The organism is Bittarella massiliensis (ex Durand et al. 2017), assembly GCF_009876955.1.
Taxonomy (GTDB): domain Bacteria; phylum Bacillota; class Clostridia; order Oscillospirales; family Ruminococcaceae; genus Bittarella; species Bittarella massiliensis.
On sequence record NZ_WWVY01000002.1, the window covers coordinates 580,790 to 597,577 of the forward strand.

Genomic DNA, 16,788 nt, shown 5'->3' on the forward strand with positions numbered 1-16,788 from the left:
CCTCACACCTCCGATACAAACCGCTGCCGCGACCCGCTGAGGGTCTGCACCGCCGCCCGGGTGTACTGCCCGGTCAGGCTCTCCAGCAGGGCGCTGTAATTGTTGTACCCGCCGATGTTCCCCCGCCAGAGTTCCAACTTGGCCAGGGCGTAGTAGAAGTAGCACCCGGCGTAGCCGTCGTCCAGGGTGAGTTCGCTCTCGGGCGCAAGGGTGGGGGGCGGGCGGCGGTAGACCACCCGGGCCCTCTCCGCCCGCCGCCCCGCGGGGAGAAAGACCCCGTCGCTCGACTTGCAGGCCCGGCCGGTGCCGGGGGTCAGGGCCAGGGGGAGGCCGTCCACCTGCTGCACCATGTAGGGGCGCACCCCCGCGGGCAGCTCCACCCGTCCCTCACCGTTTACCGGCAGCCACTCGCAGGCAATGCGCAGGGGGTCCTCGGCGCAGAGGCGGGCCTCGGCCTCCTGCAACAGGGCGAGGATGGCGCTGTCTGGCAGGGTGGAGGGGTAGGCCTCCTTCACCCGGGCGATCATCTCCCGCGCCCTCACCGCAGCGAACCCTCACAGCGGCCCATCAGCGCCCGGGCCGCCTGGCGCTGCCGCTCGGCGTCGCGCAGGGCCAGGGCCACGAACCGGGGCACCATCACCGGCTCCCCCCGGCGGATGATCCAGGTCTTGCCGTTGACGATCACCACCGCGTCGTCCCGGTACTCCCCCCCGTCCCGAAAGAGGGTCACCGGCACCAGTTCCCGCAGAAAATCCCGCTTTGCCATCACAGCATCTCCCCTTCCCTGGCGGCGGAGGAGCAGCTCTCCACCCGCACCAAAAAGGGCTCGCTGAGGATGGCGGCGGTCTTGGTGGCCTTCCAGCCCACGGTGGCCCGCTGGTCCAAGGGGTCGGCGCTGCCGGCGCTCCCCAGCTGTTTGATGATGGTCTGCAGGCCGCCGCCCTCGATTTCGGTCACCCCGTAGGCGTTGGCCCCAAAGATAAGGGTGGCATAGACGTCGGCCCCGCCGGCCCCGGCCTCCCCGCCAAAGACGGGAGTCCCGGCCGCGGCGGTGCAGGCCCGGTCCAGGGTGAGGGCGCTGCCGCTCTGGGAGCGGACGGTGTAGCACTCCCCCCCGACGAGGATCTGGCGGCCGGTCAGGTCGTCAACAAGGCTCTCCTTGACGGTGAGGGCGGTCCCGCTGGCGCTGGCGACTTCCAGCTGCTCGCGGCCGTCCAGGGGCGGGGCCTGAAAGACCTTGGCCTCGGTGGTCTCCACAAACCGCACCCCAAAGAGGCGGCCGATCTCCCCGTCGTAGAGGTCCTTGGGGTCGTAGCTCTTGACCTGCTCCCAGAGGGGGTCGGCGGTGAGGTCGTGGGCCACGTTGGGGTGGATGATGGCGATGTAGCTGCCCTGGATGGGGGCGGCCAGGTTGTTTTTCAGGGCGGTGACCGCCCGCTTCACGTCCTCCACCGCGAGGTAGTCGTTCCCGCTCTCCGCCCCGCCCACCAGGGTGTGGCGGGCCAGCTTCTTCCCGGCGTAGAGGACGTTGTGCCCCCCGCAGATGACCTCGCGGGTGATCTGGTCCAGGGTGCGGCCGGCCTGGTCGCCCAAGATCTCCTGCGCCTCCAGCAGGTTCTGGTCGATGGCGGTCAGATCCAGCATGTCCGAGACGCTGACATAGTCGCCGTACTGGCTCACCGTGGCCGAGAGGGTGGACCAGTCCAGCTTCTGCCCCGCCGGAGTGACCCCCTCTTCCAGGGGCTTTTTGGCCGGGGGAAAGGGGTTCAGCTTGCGAAATTCCACCGTCTTCCCCCGGTTCTGGGGGATGGGCTTTTTCTGGGCGAATTGGTCGTGCACCAGCCTCGGCTTGGCGTTGCGAATGAGTTCTTTGTCGTAGTAGGTCTTCATCTGGGCCGAGAGGATCTCCTGGCCCTCCCCGGTCTGTGCCGTGGTGTTCACATGTTGCTCCATGTCGTCTTCCTCCTCGTGTTGGGGCGGTCGCCCGCCCGGTTGTCGTTCGTCCCCCTGCGATTTTAGATGGCGCTCCCCTCCCCTCCTCGGTCCCGGCGGGCCTTAGAGGCGGATGCGCCGCCCCCGCTTCACCGCCCGGCTGATCTCCTCCAGCCGCTCATCTGTAAAGGCGGCGACATCCTCCCCCAAGACCCCGGCGGGGTCGCCCTCCAGGGCCCCCTCCCGCGGGCGGGCCGGGGGCTGTGTCCTCTCCAGCACCCGCTCGGCGTAGCAGGCCAGGTAGCCCGCCAGGGGGGAGAGTCCCTGGGCCAGCAGGGAGACAAACTGCCGGTTGCCCGCCAGCTCTTCCAGCCCCACCCCCTCGGTGAGGGCGGGGGCCCGGCGGCAGACGGCCTCCCACTCGCCGGCAAAGGCCTCCTTGAACTCCTCCACCAACTGGGGACTGGGCAGTTCCAGCACCTCGTCCAGGTTGGCCACCCCCAGATGCCGGGCCACCTCCTCCCCCCGGGCGGCCCACTGGGCCCGCTCCTGTTCCAGGGCGGCGTCCACCTCCTTGGCAAACTCCTCCTCGCTGCCAAACACCCGGTAGGGGGCGGCGCTCTCCTACGATCCCTCCTCGGCGCCTCCCTCCGGGTCCGCCGTCTGGTTCACTCTCTCTTCGTCCATCTTCTCCTCCTTCTCCCCCGGCCCGCCCCACAGGGCGGGGCCGGAGGCTCTCTGTCAACGTCTGCCGGGGCGGGCTGGGGCCCAGCGCAAGGCCCGCTTTTTCATCTGCCCCGCCTTCTCTCCCCCAATCCTTTCCCCGTCCGCCGCCGGGCCCCTCCCCCACCCACCAGACGGCGCGAGGCGCAGAGCCCCGCCTTTTCAAACAGCACGCGCCCTCCCTCGCTCGACTTGCTTCCCACCCGTTTCCAGGCCGTTCCTTCATTCGCCAAAGAGCGCGGCGTGCAAACCCCATTTCTCCGAGCGTCACCCTCTCCCGCCCCTCCGGCCTCTTCCCCCCGCCCACCGTCGAGGCCTTCCCCCGCCCGCCAAAGGGAAGGGGGCGCGACTCCCCCCTCCAACGGCTGGTCCCCGCATCGGGCAGGGTCCTTCTTCTTCTCCCCGTCTCCTCCCTTTAAAAGGGGGCCAAAAGGGGCTAAAGGGCGGTCCGCTCCCCCTCCACTCCCTCCGGGGCCAAGGGCGCCTCCTCCGCCCCCAGCCCGTCCAGCGCCTGGAGGATGGCCTCCTTCCCCTCCAGCGCCAAAGCCCGCACGCAGGCCTTGGCCCCCTCGGCCCGCCCGGCCTCAAAGGCCCCCTGTTTGTACAGGTCCAACACCAACTGGTTGTGGGCGGCGGTGGTGAAGGGATTTTTCTTCTGGGCGGTGATCTTGATGTCCAGGTGGGGGGTCACCCGGGCCCCCTCCAGGGTCAGAAAGGCCCCGCCCACATAGAACAGCCGGGGCCCGGTGTAGAACTGACGGATGAGCCAGACCATCTGCCCGATCACCTCCCGAAAGGCGCGGTAGCTGCCGGCGATCAGGTCGCGGGAGAGCTTGCTCCCCGCCTCCTGCAGGGCGACGATGGCCCCGTAGGCGGTCACCCCTCCGGCGACCCCGCCGGTCATAAAGTCCTTGTTGCCCAGCACGTCCTTGAGCTCGGCGATCTTCTGGTCCCGGTGGGCCTGCACAAAGCCGGGCAGCGGGGCCGCCTGTAAGGGGCGCACCGCATTGTCGTCCACCGACAGGTCGCAGCCGATGAAGTTGCGGGAGAGGTCGGCCAGCGCCCCCTCGTCCACCCCGGCCCCGTTTTTCACCAGGAACCGCTGCCGCCCGGCAATCAGGGCGTTCTCCTCGATGAGGTAGTCCAACCGGTCGATATAGCTCTGGGTGGAGCGGCCGATCTCGGCCATCCCCATCCTCAGGGGGGTGCCCGCCCGGGGGATGAAGGGGTCGAGCACAAAGGGGTACTGCCCGTGGTCGTAGAGCCCCCGCTCCCGGTAGGCGGGCTCGTCCTCCGAGCAGTAGAGCAACCTCTCCCCCGAAAACTTGGCCAGCTGCACCGCCGCCTTTCCCCCCGGCAGGGGGCGCTTGTAGTAGCAGTCCACCAGGACCACCTTCCCCTCCAGCTCCCGCTGGCCCTTGCCGGCAAAGTAGTCCCGGCAGGTGAGGGCGGACTGGGGCCACTCCCCCCCGTAGCGGCGCTGCGCCTCCTCCCGGGGCAGCAGCGAGAGGCAGAAGAGATAGGGCGAGTCCTGGATGCTGGCCGCCCCCGGGGCGAAGTAGAGCCGCATCAACTCGATGTTTTTCACCTGGATCTCCTCGCGCTCCGGATCCCAAAACACCCCGTAGCAGCCGGTGCCCTGCTTGAGCTTGTACCACCACAGGTCGCTGTACACCCCCTCAAATCCCAGCTTGTCCAGCAGCACCGGCACCACCTGGCCCAGCAGTTCGGCGCCCTCCCTGTCCTCCGGCCGCCGGGGCAGAAAGAGGGGCACCGGGTAGTTGTCCATGGCGTCGGCGTGCTTGTTCCAGATGGCGTTGAGGAGGAAGGGCGTCTTGGGCTCCCGCCCGCTGAGCTGCCCCCTCTTGATGTACTTCCAGTGGTTGCCGCAAAAGTAGTCCTCGTTGACCAATACCTCCCGGTGAAACCCCTCCAGGCCGTCCCGGTACTGGCGCAGCGCCCTGCGCATCTCCTACAATCTCTCCAATTTCTCCGTTCCTCTCCTCTTTCTCTGCCCACCCGGTACCCGGAGGGACGTTTTCATCCGTCAGCGCCAGCCGCCCTCGTCGCGGGGAACGGGTGGGGCTCTCAGCACCGGCAGAGGGCCGCCTCCCCCGCTGCCGGACGTCGGCCCCGCCCCATTGGCCGCGGCAGGACCGACACCCCCCGCCAGCAAAACTCTTCCCCATCGAGATGCCCCCGCCGCCCGGGCCGGGCCCACCCCTTGCAGGTCCGCCCTTCCCCTCCAAGGGGGCGGCCCGCCCGAAAGAGAAAGTCCCCGCCAGGTCGCGCCGCTCACCACAGGGCCGCTTTCCCACAGCGGCGGCCTCCCCCTCCCCATAAGGGGACGGTGCGCCCGACACCACCTCCCGCAAAGAGGGTCTCCTGCGCCGGGGAAAGCCGCTTGTTGCGTGTTTCCCCTCCAAAAGAAGGGACCAAAAAGCCGCCGGCAGCCCTCCCCCCATCCCCGCGACAGGCAGCATTTGGCTTGCTCCCCTTCCCAGAAAAGGGAATGTCCAGGGCCGCCGACGGCAGGGACAGCCCACCGCCCCAACACGACGCCTCACCCGCGCGCAGCCCACTGAAAAAGTTTGCCTCGCCGCAGGGAAAAGGCAGCTGTTGGCTCCCAAAAAGGCCGCCCGCCGACCCCTTTCCCCCACATCGGCAAAAAAATGCGGTCAATGCCCTCCCGCACCGCGCTGCTCCCACCGCGGCAGACACTACCCCGGCCAGACCGGCGTCCCGCCGATCATCATCGCGTCGTAGGGGCTGTTTCCCCGCAGCGGCGCGGGGTCGATCTCCAGCGGTCCGCCCCCCGGCGGATGGGGCGCGGCGGGGGGCGGCGGGGTGTAGAGAGGGTTTGCCATGCAGACATACCGCGCCTCGTCGTAGATGTGGTCCTCCTGGTCGCTGTCCACGTCCTCCGGCCGCAGGGGGTCGTAGCAGAGGGCGGGCAGGGTGCGGATAAAGGCCCGGCAGCAGGAGAAGACATAGAGCCCCGCCAGCCCCTGCTCGTCGAAGCGGAGCCGGGCGTGCAGCTGCATCTTCCCCGGCAGGCGGCGGTTGTCCCCCTTCTCAAAGTAGAGCCCCTCCCTGGCAAAGAGGGCGGCCACGCACCCGTCCTCCCCCCGGCTCTCGTCGAAGATGCTGGGGTCGGCCACCCCCACCATCCGCCGCCCCGCCAGGTTCTCCCGCTCAAAGGCCGCCACCTGCCGGGCCACCGTCCGCGGGTCCATCCGCAGTCCCCGGTCCGCCTCCCCCGGTCGGCAGCCGTAGATCTCAAAGAAGCGGTAGAGCACCCCGTCGGGGGATTTGGCCCAGTACCCCACCGAAAAGGGGCGGGTGTACCCCCAGTCAAACCCCCGGTAAACCGGCCAGTCCGCCGGCAGGTCGAAGGGGTCGATGACGTGGCTGAACCGCCGGCTGCGGTACCCCGCCGCGTCGTCCCGAAACTCCTCGAACACCTGGCCCTCAAAGGCGTTCCAGTCCCCCAGCAGGAGGGCCCGCCGCAAAGCCGGGGGCTTTTGCTCCAGCTCCTCCCGGTATCCGGCGGCCAGGTGGGGGTTGTCCTCCACGGTGGCGGGGATGTACTGGCGGGTCTGTCCCGCCTGCCCCCGCCCGTCCTTTCCGCCAAAGGCCCGCACCTCGCCCGGGGGCATGGGGTCGATGAACCGGGCCCGCACCCAGGCGTGCCCAACTCCGCCGGGGTTGGCGGTGCACCGCACCCGGGGGGAGACCCCCAGGCTGGCCTTGGCCCGCAGCCGGGTCTTCAGGTAGTTGTACTCCCCCTCGGTAAAGTGGGTCAGTTCGTCGATGTAGAGGCGGTTAATCTCCGCCCCCTGGTAGCGGTAGCAGTCGGCCATGCTCCGGCAGTGGCGAAAGTGGAGTACCGAGCCGTTTGGCAGCTCCAGGTCGTGGGTGGTCTGCCGCAGGTTGCCCATCCCCGGCGGCAGGGACTCCATCACCTCCCGCAGCAGGGTGTCCCGCAGCTCCGGGTAGGTGCGCCGAAAGAGGTAGCTGTGCACCCCCGGGTGCTCCAGGGCGTCCACCAGGGCCTCCATGGCGATGGCCTTGGTCTTTCCCCCGCCCGCCGCGCCGCCGTAGAGCACCTCAAAGGCGGCCGAGCGGTGAAAGGCGGCCTGCTTGGGGGTGGGGCGGTAATCCAGCGTCAGCTGCATTTCCCCTCCTTCGGCCGGGGCACCTGGTGGACCACCTCCACCCCGCCCGGCCGCCCCCCGCCGCCGAAGAGGTCGGGCAGCAGGGCCCCCAACAAAAAGGTGAGCATCTTCTCGCTGGGGGGCAGGTACCGCCGCTGCCGGACAAGCTCCACCCGCTCCCGCTCAAAGACCTTCTTGCCCCCCTCGTACTCCACCTCTTTCAGGGTCATCGGGCGCTCCTCCTCCACCCAGCGGCCGGTGGCCTGTTCCATCGCCGCCTGAAAGAGCCGCCCCTCGGCGGTGCGGCGGTTCTGTCGCAGGGCCTCCGCCAGGGCGGCGTCCCCCCTGGCCCGGGGCCGCCGGGCCTTCTCCCCCATCCCCAGGGCACGGGCGATCTCCCCCAGCGTCGCCCCCCGGCTGGCCAGTCCCCAGACCGCCCGCAGGTCTGCCTCCTGGCCCCGCCCCTCTGGCGCCTTCTCCACTGCGTCCCCTCCTCTGTCCGCTACAAAACAAAGTTCGTTTGATTTATTGCCGATTCGCAACCTTTGAAAGATGTCTTTCCCCGGGCGGAAAAGGGCTGCTCTTACTCTTCCCCCAAAAACGCCGAGGGTCCTTCAACGCCCGTCCAGCATCCCCGCAAAACAGGTGGCCTTTCCCAGCCGCGTCCCCGTCGCTTCAAACCTCTTCCAAATCGGCGGCCTCCTTCTGAAAAAGAGGCAACGATCGCCTGCATCAAGCAGCCCGGCAGCCCTTCCAAAATAGCCCGCCCCCGCACCTTAAAAACCACATCGACGGAGACAGATGGGGCGCAAGAGGCGCCTTTCCTTTCGTATTCCCCCGCCCCATCCCGGCAAAAGGCGCGTAACGCCCCTGTCCCCTCCCCCCCGCCCCGCCGCCTCAGGGGAAGAAGGCCCTGTCAGCCATCCCAACTGCAAGGACCTCTCACCGTTCAAAAAGAGGGGATGTCCCGTGGCGGAGAGCCATTTCCCCGCTCCCCTCCAGCCTCTCTCCCGCCGATCCCTCCAACAAAAAGCCCGCAAAAGCTGACCCCTTATCCCTTCATCCCCAGAAACCGCACTGCCGTCCCTTTCGCGCCCGGCTCACAACTCCCTGCCCGCACAAAAAGCCGGCCCCTTATCCCTTCATCCCCCCAAGCCGCCCTCCGGGAACCGCGCTGCCACCCCTTTCGCGCCCAGCTCGCAACTCCCTGCCCGCACAAAAAGCCGGCCCCTTATCCCTTCATTCCCCCAAGTCGCCCTCCGGAAACTGCACTGTCGTCCCTTTCGCGCCCGGCCCGCAGCTCCCTGCCCGCACAAAAAATCGCCTTCACCCGCTCCCTGCTCTGCCACCTCATTTTCTCTCCCGCAACGAAACTCAAGAGAGCAAATTCTTTTAAGCAACTATATTATCCCATTCTCGTTTCTTAAAGTCAACGATTTGGGGAGTATTGGACGCCCTACACCGCTTTCTCCACCCGCCTGCAACTCCGTACTCCTTCCCACTCCGTTTCGTTTTTCTGCAAAAATTCGCGAAAAATCGTTGCATATTTGCAAAAAATCTGCTACACTGTGGGTATCCTGGGGAAATTGAAAAAAGTGTTCCCCCCATTCCCGGCGGGCTTTGTCTCCGCCATTGGAGGAGTGTCCTATGACCATCAACGAAAAAATCAAAAACCGGCGTCTGGAACTCGGCCTCTCCCTCGAGGACGTGGCCCAGAAGCTGGGCGTCGCCAAGAGCACCGTCTACCGCTATGAGACCGAGGAGATCAAGAACATGGGCGCCGATAAGATCGCCGCTCTGGCGCGGGTCTTGCAGCTCTCCCCCGGCTACCTCATGGGGTGGGAGGGCAAAGACAGCAACCTCTACTACCACTTCAAATCCATGACCGAAGATTTGGACCTGTCCGAGGACGACATCGACTTTCTCGTCACCATGGCCCAGAAGATCGCCCGCAAAAAGGGCGAGGGTGGCGGCGATGCCGGGGCCTGAGGCGATCCGCGGCCGCCAGAGCCTCTACCGCCGGGTGGACGAGATCCGCAGCCAACTCCCCGCCGGAGACCTGCTCTACACCGCCCAGACCCTCATCCCCGTCTACTTTCACCCCTTTGACGGGCGCTGCCTGGGCGCCATGATCATGGGGGAGGACTGCATCCTCGTCAACTCCTCCTACCCCCGCACCGCCCAGCGGTTCTCTCTGGCCCACGAAATGATCCACCTCTTCCTGCACATCCGCCCCCACGCCCCCCGCGGCCGGTGGGACGAGTGGCAGGCCAACGAGGGGGCGGCCCAGCTGCTGGTCCCCTACCAGAGCTTCCTGCCCGAGGTGGCCCGCCGCCGCATCCTCTACACCCAGGACCGCCCCGCCCTGGAACGGCTGCTGGCAAAGCGCTACGGGGTCAGCCCCACGGTCATCCGCAACCGCTTTTCCGACCTGCGCGCCCCGCTGGAAAACCATCTGGCCGGTTGCCCGCTGGAACAGGTGTTCGCCCCCTGCGGCAGGGCGCTGCGGCCCGCCGGCGGCAATATCGACATCTTTCGCTGACCCCTCTTTTTCAAGGAGGGGCCGCCCCAACAACACCCACCGCCTGTGCCGGGCGCGCCCCCGCACACCGGCCCCAGAGGGGAGGAGACCGCCCCGTGAACCCGTCCATCGACCCCGCCGAAGCGGTGGCCTTTTCCGGCTACCGGCCGGATAAGTTCCCCTTCCCCTACACCCCCGACAGCCAGGCCTATCGCTCCCTGCGGGAGGCCCTCTACCGCGCCGTGACCACCGCCTGTCAAAGGGGGCAGCGCACCTTCCTCTGCGGGATGGCCGTGGGCTTTGACACCCTGGCGGGGCTGCAGGTCCTCAGGGCCAGGGGGGCGGGGTATGGGGCGCGGCTGGTCTGCGCCGTCCCCTATGCCGGGGTGGCCGACCGATGGCCCCGGCCGGACCGGTACGCCTTTGACCACCTCTGCCGGGAGGCAGGCGAGGTCATCACCCTCTCCCCCCGCTACTTCAGCGGCTGCTTTCACGCCCGCAACCGCTGGCTGGTGGATCACGCCGGATTGCTCATCTGCTACCACTGCGGGGTGCCCGGCGGCACCGCCTACACCGTCCGCTACGCCAAGAGCCGGGGGCTCCCCATCCAAAACCTGGCCGAAGAGGGGCCGGAGCAGCTCACCCTTGCCCTATAAAGTCCCCACCCCAAAGGGGAGGGCCGCCCAAATACAACCAAAAAGAGAGGACGCGTCTGCGCCCTCTCTTTTTTCGTCTGTCTATTTTTCCAAATGCCGGTCAAACCAAGCGGTGATCTCGTCGAGCCGGCGGATGCGGTGTTCGGGTTTGCCGGAGCGGGAGAGCTCGTGGTTCTCCCCGTGAAAGACGCACATCCGGGTCTCCACCCCGTGGAGTTTGAGGGCGGTGAACATCTGGTACCCCTCGGGGATCCAGCAGCGGTAGTCCTCGTCCGAGTGGATGAAGATGGTGGGCGTCTTGCAGTTGTCGTCGTATTTCAGGGGGGAGTGCCACCAGAGCTTCTCCGCGTCCGACCAGGCGTCGGCGGCCATCTGGTCGGTGCCAAACCAGTAGCCGATGTCGCAGACGTAGGTGAAACTCAGCCAGTTGGAGATGCTGCGCTGGGAGGCGGCGGCCCGGAAGCGGTCGGTGTGGCCGATGATCCAGTTGGTCATAAAGCCGCCGTAGCTGCCGCCGGTGACCCCCACCCGCCCCTCGTCGATGGCGGGATAGCGCTCGAGCACCAAATCGCAAAACTGCATCAAATCATCGTAGTCGTAGGTGCCGTAGGCCCCCCGCAGCTCGGCAAAGGCGTTGCCCTTGCCCTCGCTGCCCCGGGGGTTGCAGTAAAACACAAAGTACCCCTGACTGGCCCAGAGCTGCATTTCGTGGTAGTACACCTCGCCAAAGGCCGCCTTGGGCCCGCCGTGGATGTCGAGGATGGCCGGCCGCCGCTCCCCCTCCTCCAGGTCGCGGGGGACGAGCACCCAGCCGTCCACCTCCACCCCGTCGGCGTCGGCAAAGGTCAGGTGTTGGGGGGCGATGGGGGGGTACTTCTCCAAATAGGCCCGGTTGAAGGCGGTCACCGGCTGCAGCCAGTCCCCCTCCACCCGGTACACCTCCTGCAGGTCCTGCCCCACCATGGCCACGCAGAGGAGCTGCTCGCCGCAGACGGAAAAGCCGTCCACCGAACCGGAGAGGTGCACCCGCTCGGCAAAGGCGCCGCTCTCCAGCTCCAGGGTGTAGAGGTGGGAGGAGTAGCCGTCCAGCCCGGTGAAGTAGAGCTTGCCCCCCTCGCAGACAAAGGTAGTGCAGCCGCCCAGCCGGCAGTCGCTGGCCACGGCGTCGCAGAGGCTGCGGTCCCGGTCGAGCAGGGTCTCCACCTCCCCGGTCTCGGCGTCCAGGCGAAGGATCTCCGGGTTCTGGTCGATCCCCCAGCGGTCATTTTTCGCCGCCGCCAAAAAGATGCCCTCTTCGGCCATGGCAAACTGCAAGATGGTGTAGTCCCCCTCCAAATAGATGCGGGTCTCACCGCTGGTCAGGTCGTAGAGACAGAAGGTGTGCTGCAGGGGCTGCACCCCCTCAAAGCCCTGCACCGTATAGCCCACAAACCGCCCGCACCCGGCGACCCGGGCCTGGCAGACCTGCTGGGTGGGGGCGGTGATGGGCTCACAGGCCCCCGTCTGCGCGTCAAAGAGGTAGAGACGGCGGCGCTTGCCGTTTGTGAACCCGGCCCCGTTGCCCCAGTAGGGCAGCTCGTCGATGACCTGGTAGTCGCCGGCCCAGCGGTCCTCCTCTGCGGGAGCGGGGTCGTCCCGCTCCCCCAGGGCGGTCACCAGGTAGCGGCTGCCCTCGATCCGCTGCAACTCCACCGCCTTGAGGGGGACGGTGAAGGCGGGTACAGCCTCGCCCCCGTCCACCGGCAGGCGGTAATAGGTGGTGGCGTCGGTCTGTTCCTTTTCGGCCTTGGTGCGGGCCGCCGGGAAGAGGAGGTGCCCCTCGTCCTCCCACAGAAAGGCCCGCTCCTCCCCACCGGCGGTGAGGGGGCACACCTCCCCCTCGCCCACCAGCCAGAGGCGGCTGTCGTAGCCGTTGTCCCCGTTGGCCCTGCTCACCACCGCGGCGGCGTGTCCCCCCTCCGGGGAGTGGCGGAGCGCGGAGACGAAACTGATTTCGCGCAGGCTGCTGGAAGTCATCTTTTCCAATCGTATTTCCCTCCATTTGGTCTCTGTTTGCCGGTTCCAAAATATTGCGGGCCAGCCGGGCCGGCAATCCGCCCGCCGCCCCAAACAGTCGTTTCTCCCCGCCCAGCGCCCCGGCCGGACGGCCCCTCGGGAGAGGGCCCCCCTCCCTGCACCGCCGGTGTCGCAGCCCCCTAAATCAGCGGGCGCACCGCCCGGGAGAAAAGGGAGACAAGCGCCATGGTGGCCCGCTTTTTGGGCGGCACCGGCACGGGCTCCACCGGGCCGGGCAGATAGCCGCCGTCCGGCCCCACCTGGGCGCACTGGGCAAACAACCGCTCGAACTCACCCTGCAGGGCGCGGCAGAAGGCCGGGCTGTCCACCACCAGGGCGGTCTCGGTGTCGATGTAAAAGCTGCGGTCGTCCAGATTAAAGGAGCCCACGGCAGCGATCCGGCCATCCACCGTGCAGGCCTTGCCGTGGATGGAGTCGGCCCGCTGGTACTCCCAGAGGGCAAAGCCGGTGTCCAGAAAGGCCCCCTTGGCGTATTCATACCCCGAAAAGGCGGGAAAGTTGGGGGAGGAGTAGGCCGAGTTGGTGAGCAGCCGCGCTCGCTGGGCCCCGCCCGCGATCTGCCGTAGCTCCTCCAGCAGCCGGGGGTTGGCGGTGGCGTAGGGGGTCTGTATGTCCACCTGCCGCCCCCCTTTGAGCAGGGCGGCCAGGGTGGTCCCCAGCACCGGCGGCTTGGGCCCCGGCACCACCGGATTGGTCACCAGGGTGACCCGGTTGGTGGGGAGGGTCTCCTCCCCCGCCGGGCGGGCGGGGCGGTAGTATTCGGGCCAGCGCGCCTCCCAGCGGGCGGCGATCTGCCGCAACCGCCGCTGGGCCGCCCGCCCCCTGGCAGGGTCGGCCGCGGGGGGAACGGCGGTCTCCCGGGCCGACCAGAGGGCGTCCATGTACCCCTTGACCTGCAAGACGGCGCTCTCCCCTCCCCGCAGGGTGCCGGCGGCGGTGTTCTCCACCAGCACGTCCCGGTCGTAGGTGACCGGCCCGGCGTACCCGGGCGGGTCGCAGTACTCGTCCCCCAGGTTGCGCCCGCCCAGGAGCATCAGCCGGTCGTCGGCGACCAAAAACTTGTCGTGCAGCAGGGCGTTCCACCGCCAGGGGCGCAGGGGGTCAACGGGGTTGTAGAGCCGAAAGCGGATGTTGGGGTGGCTCAAAAGGGCCGCGGGGATGGCGCGGTGCTCCTCCTTCAGTCCCCCCACCTTGCCGTCAAAGAGGACCCGCACCCGCACTCCCCGGTCGGCGGCCCGGATGAGCTCGCCGAAAAAGGCCTCCACACTCTCCCCCGCCTTGGCGCAGTGGCAGCAAAGATCCAAGGTCTCCCGCGCCGCCCGCATCACCTCTATCCGGCGAGCAAATCCCGCCCGCGGCTCCTCCACCAGCAGCATCCGGTCCACCCCCTCCCCGTCGCCGCGAAAGGCGTCGGGGGGGAGGGCAGGGGCCGCCTTTTTGGGGAACCAGTAGGCCAGCACGCCCCCCGCCAGGGCGTAACCCAGGTAGCCCCCCAGGGCAATGCCCGCCGCCCGGGCCAGCCGGCGGCTCATCGGGCGCTCTCCCGCCACATCCGGCGAAAGACCGGGACATAGAGCCCCAAAGTGGCCGCCATCACCGCCGCACAGAGCAGGGCGATGCCGTTTTGCACCCCGCCCGGCAGCCCCGGGAAGAGGAGGAGGACGGCCGCCGCCAGGTAGAGGGTGGCGGTGCAGACCTTGCCAAACCACATGGCCCCGTCGAGTTTGCGCCCCCGCCGCAGCAAAAGCATCCCCATCACCGCCATGAACCCCTCCTTCACCGCAAAGAGGGCCATCAGCGGCCAGAGGGCGGGGCGGCGCAGCGCCATGCAGAGGAGGAGCGCTCCCAGGGTGAGCTTGTCCGCCAGGGGGTCGAGGAACTTGCCCAGCTCGGTGACCATCTGAAAGCGGCGGGCGATCTTTCCGTCAAAGAGGTCGGTCAGCCCTGAGAGGGCGACGATCCCCCCCGCCAGGTAGTAGTCGGCCGCCGTCTCGGCGGTGGCAAAGCGCCAGACGAAAAGGGGGATGAGGAGGATGCGAAAGTAGCACATGCAGTTGGGGATATTCAGCGCCTCCTTGAGGCGGGGTCTTTCCACAGCGAACCACTCCTTCTTCAATTGGTTTCCTCCCCCATCTTAGCACAGCCCGGGGGGTGGCGACAACCGCCGGACGGAAAGGCGCCCCCTCGCCGGTCCGCCTTTCCCCCGCGCGCCGCCCACGCATATCTCCCCGCCAGCCGCCGAAAACAGCACAAAACGGACCGCTTTTGCCCTCCCTCCTCAAAACCGCCCGCACCCAGCGCCGGCCATCTGTGACAAAATCTCAAAGAGAAGCTCGCCCCCGCCGTGGCCCCACCACAGCATCCCACTTTCTTCTCCCCCCAATCACTCCAACCGATTTCCCACACCCCTCCGTCTCGCAACAGCCCCCCCTTTTCCCCTTCCCCCGCACCCCCTCTTCGCCGCCGCGGAAAATGCCTCCCCTCCCTCCTGCCACACCACAAAAAGCGCCCCACCGCCATCTTGGCAGTGGGGCGCAGAGAAAACACGATGCCACCCGCAGAAAAGGAGGGCCCTCCCAGCTCAGAAAACCCAGTGGAAATCAGACCATCCGCGCGGCCTTCCCCTTTTTGGCGGCCTGGGCGATGTTGAATGAGTGGTCGCCGATGCGCTCCAGGTCGTTGAGCACCTCGTCAAAGACCAGGCCGGGCTCGGTCTGGCACTCGTTGCGGCGCAGCCGGGCCACGTGGTTGTCCTGCGAGGTGAGGACCAGCTCGTCCACCCGCTCCTCCAAATCGTGCAACTCTCCCTCCTCGGCGTCGGTCAGATCCTGGCGGAGGAAGGCGCCGATGGAGCGGTCAAACAGGTAGAGGTCGGCCTCGTAGATGGTCTCCAGCTCCTGGATGGCCATGGGGGAGTAGAGCAGCTCCCTGTCCACAAACATCTCGGTGCGCTCCAGCAGGTTGAGGGCGTGGTCGCCGATGCGCTCGATGTCGCTGACCACGTGGAAGATGCGGCTGACGTAGAGGGAGATCCGCCCGGGCATCTCCTGCTTGGTGATCTTCACCAGAAAGTCGGTGATGCCGTGGTTTAGATAGTCGATCAAGTCCTCCTGGTCGCGGATCAACTCGGCCTGGGAGACGTCCGACTTGAGCAGCCCCTCGGCGGCCCGCACAAAGTTGTTGCGGGCGACCCGGCTCATCCGCTCCACCTCTTTTTGGATCTGGGCCACCGCCGCGCTGGGGGAGGTCGCCAGGTTCTTATCGATGAAGAGGAGGCGGCGCTCGTCCTCGTGGGCCTTGCGGGGGACAAATTTGTAGGACAGCTTGACGATGCCGTCGGTGAAGGGCAGCAGCACCAGGCCGGTGACCACCTTAAAGGCAATGTGGCAGAGGGAGACCTGCACCATGGGCACGGCGGTGAGCATCTCGATCCAGTCGGTAAAGGGGGTGAACAGGGTGATGGGCACAAAGAGGAGGGCGCCGATGACGTTGTAGATGAAGTAGATGCAGGCGGCCCGCTTGGCGTTGTTCTTGGCGCTGATGGCCGAGAGGAAGGGGGGCACCGAGGAGCCGATGTTGATGCCGCAGATGATGAAGGAGGCAAAGTGGATGGGCATCAGCCCCTGCAGGGCCAGGGCCTGCAACACGCCCACGGCGGCGGAGGAGGACTGGATGACCGCGCAGAGCAGCACCCCCACCAGCACCCCGACAATGGGGTTTTTGGCGGTGGTGATGAACTGCTGAAAGGCGGGCACGTCCTTGAGGGCGCCCATGGCGCCGCTCATGGTGTCCAGCCCCTGAAAGAGGATGCCGAAGCCCAGCACCACCTGGCCGATGTGCTTGTAGGTGCGCTTCTTGCAGTAGAGAAGGGCCGCCGCGCCGATGAAGATGCAAAAGGGCGCCATGGCCGAGATGTCCAGCGCAATGAGGACGCTGGTGATGGTGGTGCCGATGTTGGCGCCGATGATGACGCCGGTGGCCTGGGCCAGGTTGAGGATGCCGGCGTTGAGGAAGCCCATCACCATGACGGTGGTGGCGGAGGAGGACTGAATGGCCACCGTCACCAGCATCCCCAGCAAAAAGCCCCGCACCGGCGTCCGGGTCAAGGTCTCCATCAGGTTGCTCATCTTGGGCCCGGCAGCTGCCTCCAGCCCGTCGCCCATGTACTTCATGCCAAACAGAAATGCGCCGAGGCCCCCTAAAAGGGCCAGAATGTTGCCAATTCCCATCGTCACACAAACCCACTTTACCGTAATTTTAGGGAGGTCCCCCTCCCCGCAAGATTCGCTGGACTTTTCTCAGAATTTACATTCTTTTTACATGTATTATATATTTTAATGATATAGAAATTGTCCGGCAATTGCAATGGGTTGCCGACAAATTCCTGCACAAATTTCAGCCCCCTCCTCTGTGCGGGAAGACAGCCGGCGCGTCAAGGGAGGACACGGCCGCCGGGAAACCGCCCCCACAAGTGGCTTCCCCCTCGTCCGGCCGTACAATCCTCCCTGTTACAAGAGAGCACGCGCACCTGCAAGCGGCCCCCCTCGTCCAGCCGTACACCCTCTCCCCCTGTTGCAGGAAAACACGCGCGCCCACAAACACCCCCTCATCCGGCCATACGCCCCACTCCCCATTGCAGGAAAACACGCGCGCCCGCGAGCGCACCCCCTCGTCCGGCCATACACCCCCTCTCCCCATTGCAGGGAAACGCACACCCGCAAGC

Annotated in this window: 14 protein-coding genes; 3 read left to right on the top strand and 11 right to left on the bottom strand. The window is 67.0% G+C overall.

All coding sequences use genetic code 11. The features are described 5' to 3' along the window. Positions 1 to 2 precede the first annotated feature (2 nt). The 7 genes from GT748_RS03795 to GT748_RS03825 all read right to left on the bottom strand — a co-directional run bounded on the left by GT748_RS03795 (position 3) and on the right by GT748_RS03825 (position 7,294). The gene (locus GT748_RS03795; RefSeq protein WP_143161619.1) at positions 3 to 542 is read right to left on the bottom strand and encodes a phage adaptor protein; all 540 of its coding nucleotides are present in this window, start codon (positions 540 to 542) and stop codon (positions 3 to 5) included. Next, positions 539 to 766 (bottom strand): hypothetical protein, encoded by a 228-nt coding sequence (locus GT748_RS03800; protein ID WP_021660552.1) that lies wholly within the window; start codon positions 764 to 766, stop codon positions 539 to 541. The genes GT748_RS03795 and GT748_RS03800 overlap by 4 nt, the downstream gene beginning before the upstream one ends. After that, on the bottom strand, positions 766 to 1,953 hold the full coding sequence (locus GT748_RS15150; protein WP_021660553.1) for a N4-gp56 family major capsid protein: 1,188 nt from the start codon (positions 1,951 to 1,953) through the stop codon (positions 766 to 768). The genes GT748_RS03800 and GT748_RS15150 overlap by 1 nt, the downstream gene beginning before the upstream one ends. 102 nt (positions 1,954 to 2,055) lie before the next feature. Next, positions 2,056 to 2,535, bottom strand: coding sequence for a hypothetical protein (locus GT748_RS03810; RefSeq protein ID WP_021660554.1), 480 nt, complete (start codon positions 2,533 to 2,535; stop codon positions 2,056 to 2,058). A 556-nt stretch (positions 2,536 to 3,091) separates the two neighbouring features. Then, on the bottom strand, positions 3,092 to 4,624 hold the full coding sequence (locus tag GT748_RS03815; protein WP_021660555.1) for a hypothetical protein: 1,533 nt from the start codon (positions 4,622 to 4,624) through the stop codon (positions 3,092 to 3,094). 751 nt (positions 4,625 to 5,375) lie between these two features. Next, a complete protein-coding gene (locus tag GT748_RS03820) occupies positions 5,376 to 6,833 on the bottom strand; it encodes a phage terminase large subunit (protein WP_021660558.1) in 1,458 nt (485 codons plus the stop codon). Next, positions 6,824 to 7,294, bottom strand: coding sequence for a hypothetical protein (locus GT748_RS03825; RefSeq protein ID WP_161222313.1), 471 nt, complete (start codon positions 7,292 to 7,294; stop codon positions 6,824 to 6,826). Before GT748_RS03825 ends, GT748_RS03820 begins: the two co-directional genes overlap by 10 nt. A gap of 1,165 nt (positions 7,295 to 8,459) precedes the next feature. Between GT748_RS03825 and GT748_RS03830 the strand changes: the two genes are divergently transcribed. From GT748_RS03830 to GT748_RS03840, 3 genes are all read left to right on the top strand, one after another. Next, positions 8,460 to 8,801: a helix-turn-helix domain-containing protein gene (locus GT748_RS03830; protein WP_021660563.1), complete on the top strand. Its 342-nt coding sequence runs from the start codon at positions 8,460 to 8,462 to the stop codon at positions 8,799 to 8,801. Then, on the top strand, positions 8,788 to 9,354 hold the full coding sequence (locus tag GT748_RS03835; protein WP_021660564.1) for an ImmA/IrrE family metallo-endopeptidase: 567 nt from the start codon (positions 8,788 to 8,790) through the stop codon (positions 9,352 to 9,354). Before GT748_RS03830 ends, GT748_RS03835 begins: the two co-directional genes overlap by 14 nt. Positions 9,355 to 9,449: 95 nt before the next feature. Then, positions 9,450 to 9,989 (top strand): SLOG family protein, encoded by a 540-nt coding sequence (locus GT748_RS03840; RefSeq protein ID WP_021660565.1) that lies wholly within the window; start codon positions 9,450 to 9,452, stop codon positions 9,987 to 9,989. A gap of 81 nt (positions 9,990 to 10,070) precedes the next feature. Here the strand turns inward: GT748_RS03840 and GT748_RS03845 are convergent, their stop codons facing one another. From GT748_RS03845 to GT748_RS03860, 4 genes are all read right to left on the bottom strand, one after another. Then, positions 10,071 to 12,005, bottom strand: coding sequence for an alpha/beta hydrolase family protein (locus GT748_RS03845; protein ID WP_243147939.1), 1,935 nt, complete (start codon positions 12,003 to 12,005; stop codon positions 10,071 to 10,073). Between the two features lie 179 nt (positions 12,006 to 12,184). Continuing rightward, positions 12,185 to 13,597, bottom strand: coding sequence for a phospholipase D-like domain-containing protein (locus tag GT748_RS03850; protein WP_073261135.1), 1,413 nt, complete (start codon positions 13,595 to 13,597; stop codon positions 12,185 to 12,187). After that, the gene (locus GT748_RS03855) at positions 13,594 to 14,160 is read right to left on the bottom strand and encodes a CDP-alcohol phosphatidyltransferase family protein (protein WP_044993067.1); all 567 of its coding nucleotides are present in this window, start codon (positions 14,158 to 14,160) and stop codon (positions 13,594 to 13,596) included. Before GT748_RS03855 ends, GT748_RS03850 begins: the two co-directional genes overlap by 4 nt. 505 nt (positions 14,161 to 14,665) lie before the next feature. Further along, on the bottom strand, positions 14,666 to 16,294 hold the full coding sequence (locus GT748_RS03860) for a Na/Pi cotransporter family protein (RefSeq protein ID WP_021660200.1): 1,629 nt from the start codon (positions 16,292 to 16,294) through the stop codon (positions 14,666 to 14,668). Positions 16,295 to 16,788: the final 494 nt, after the last annotated feature.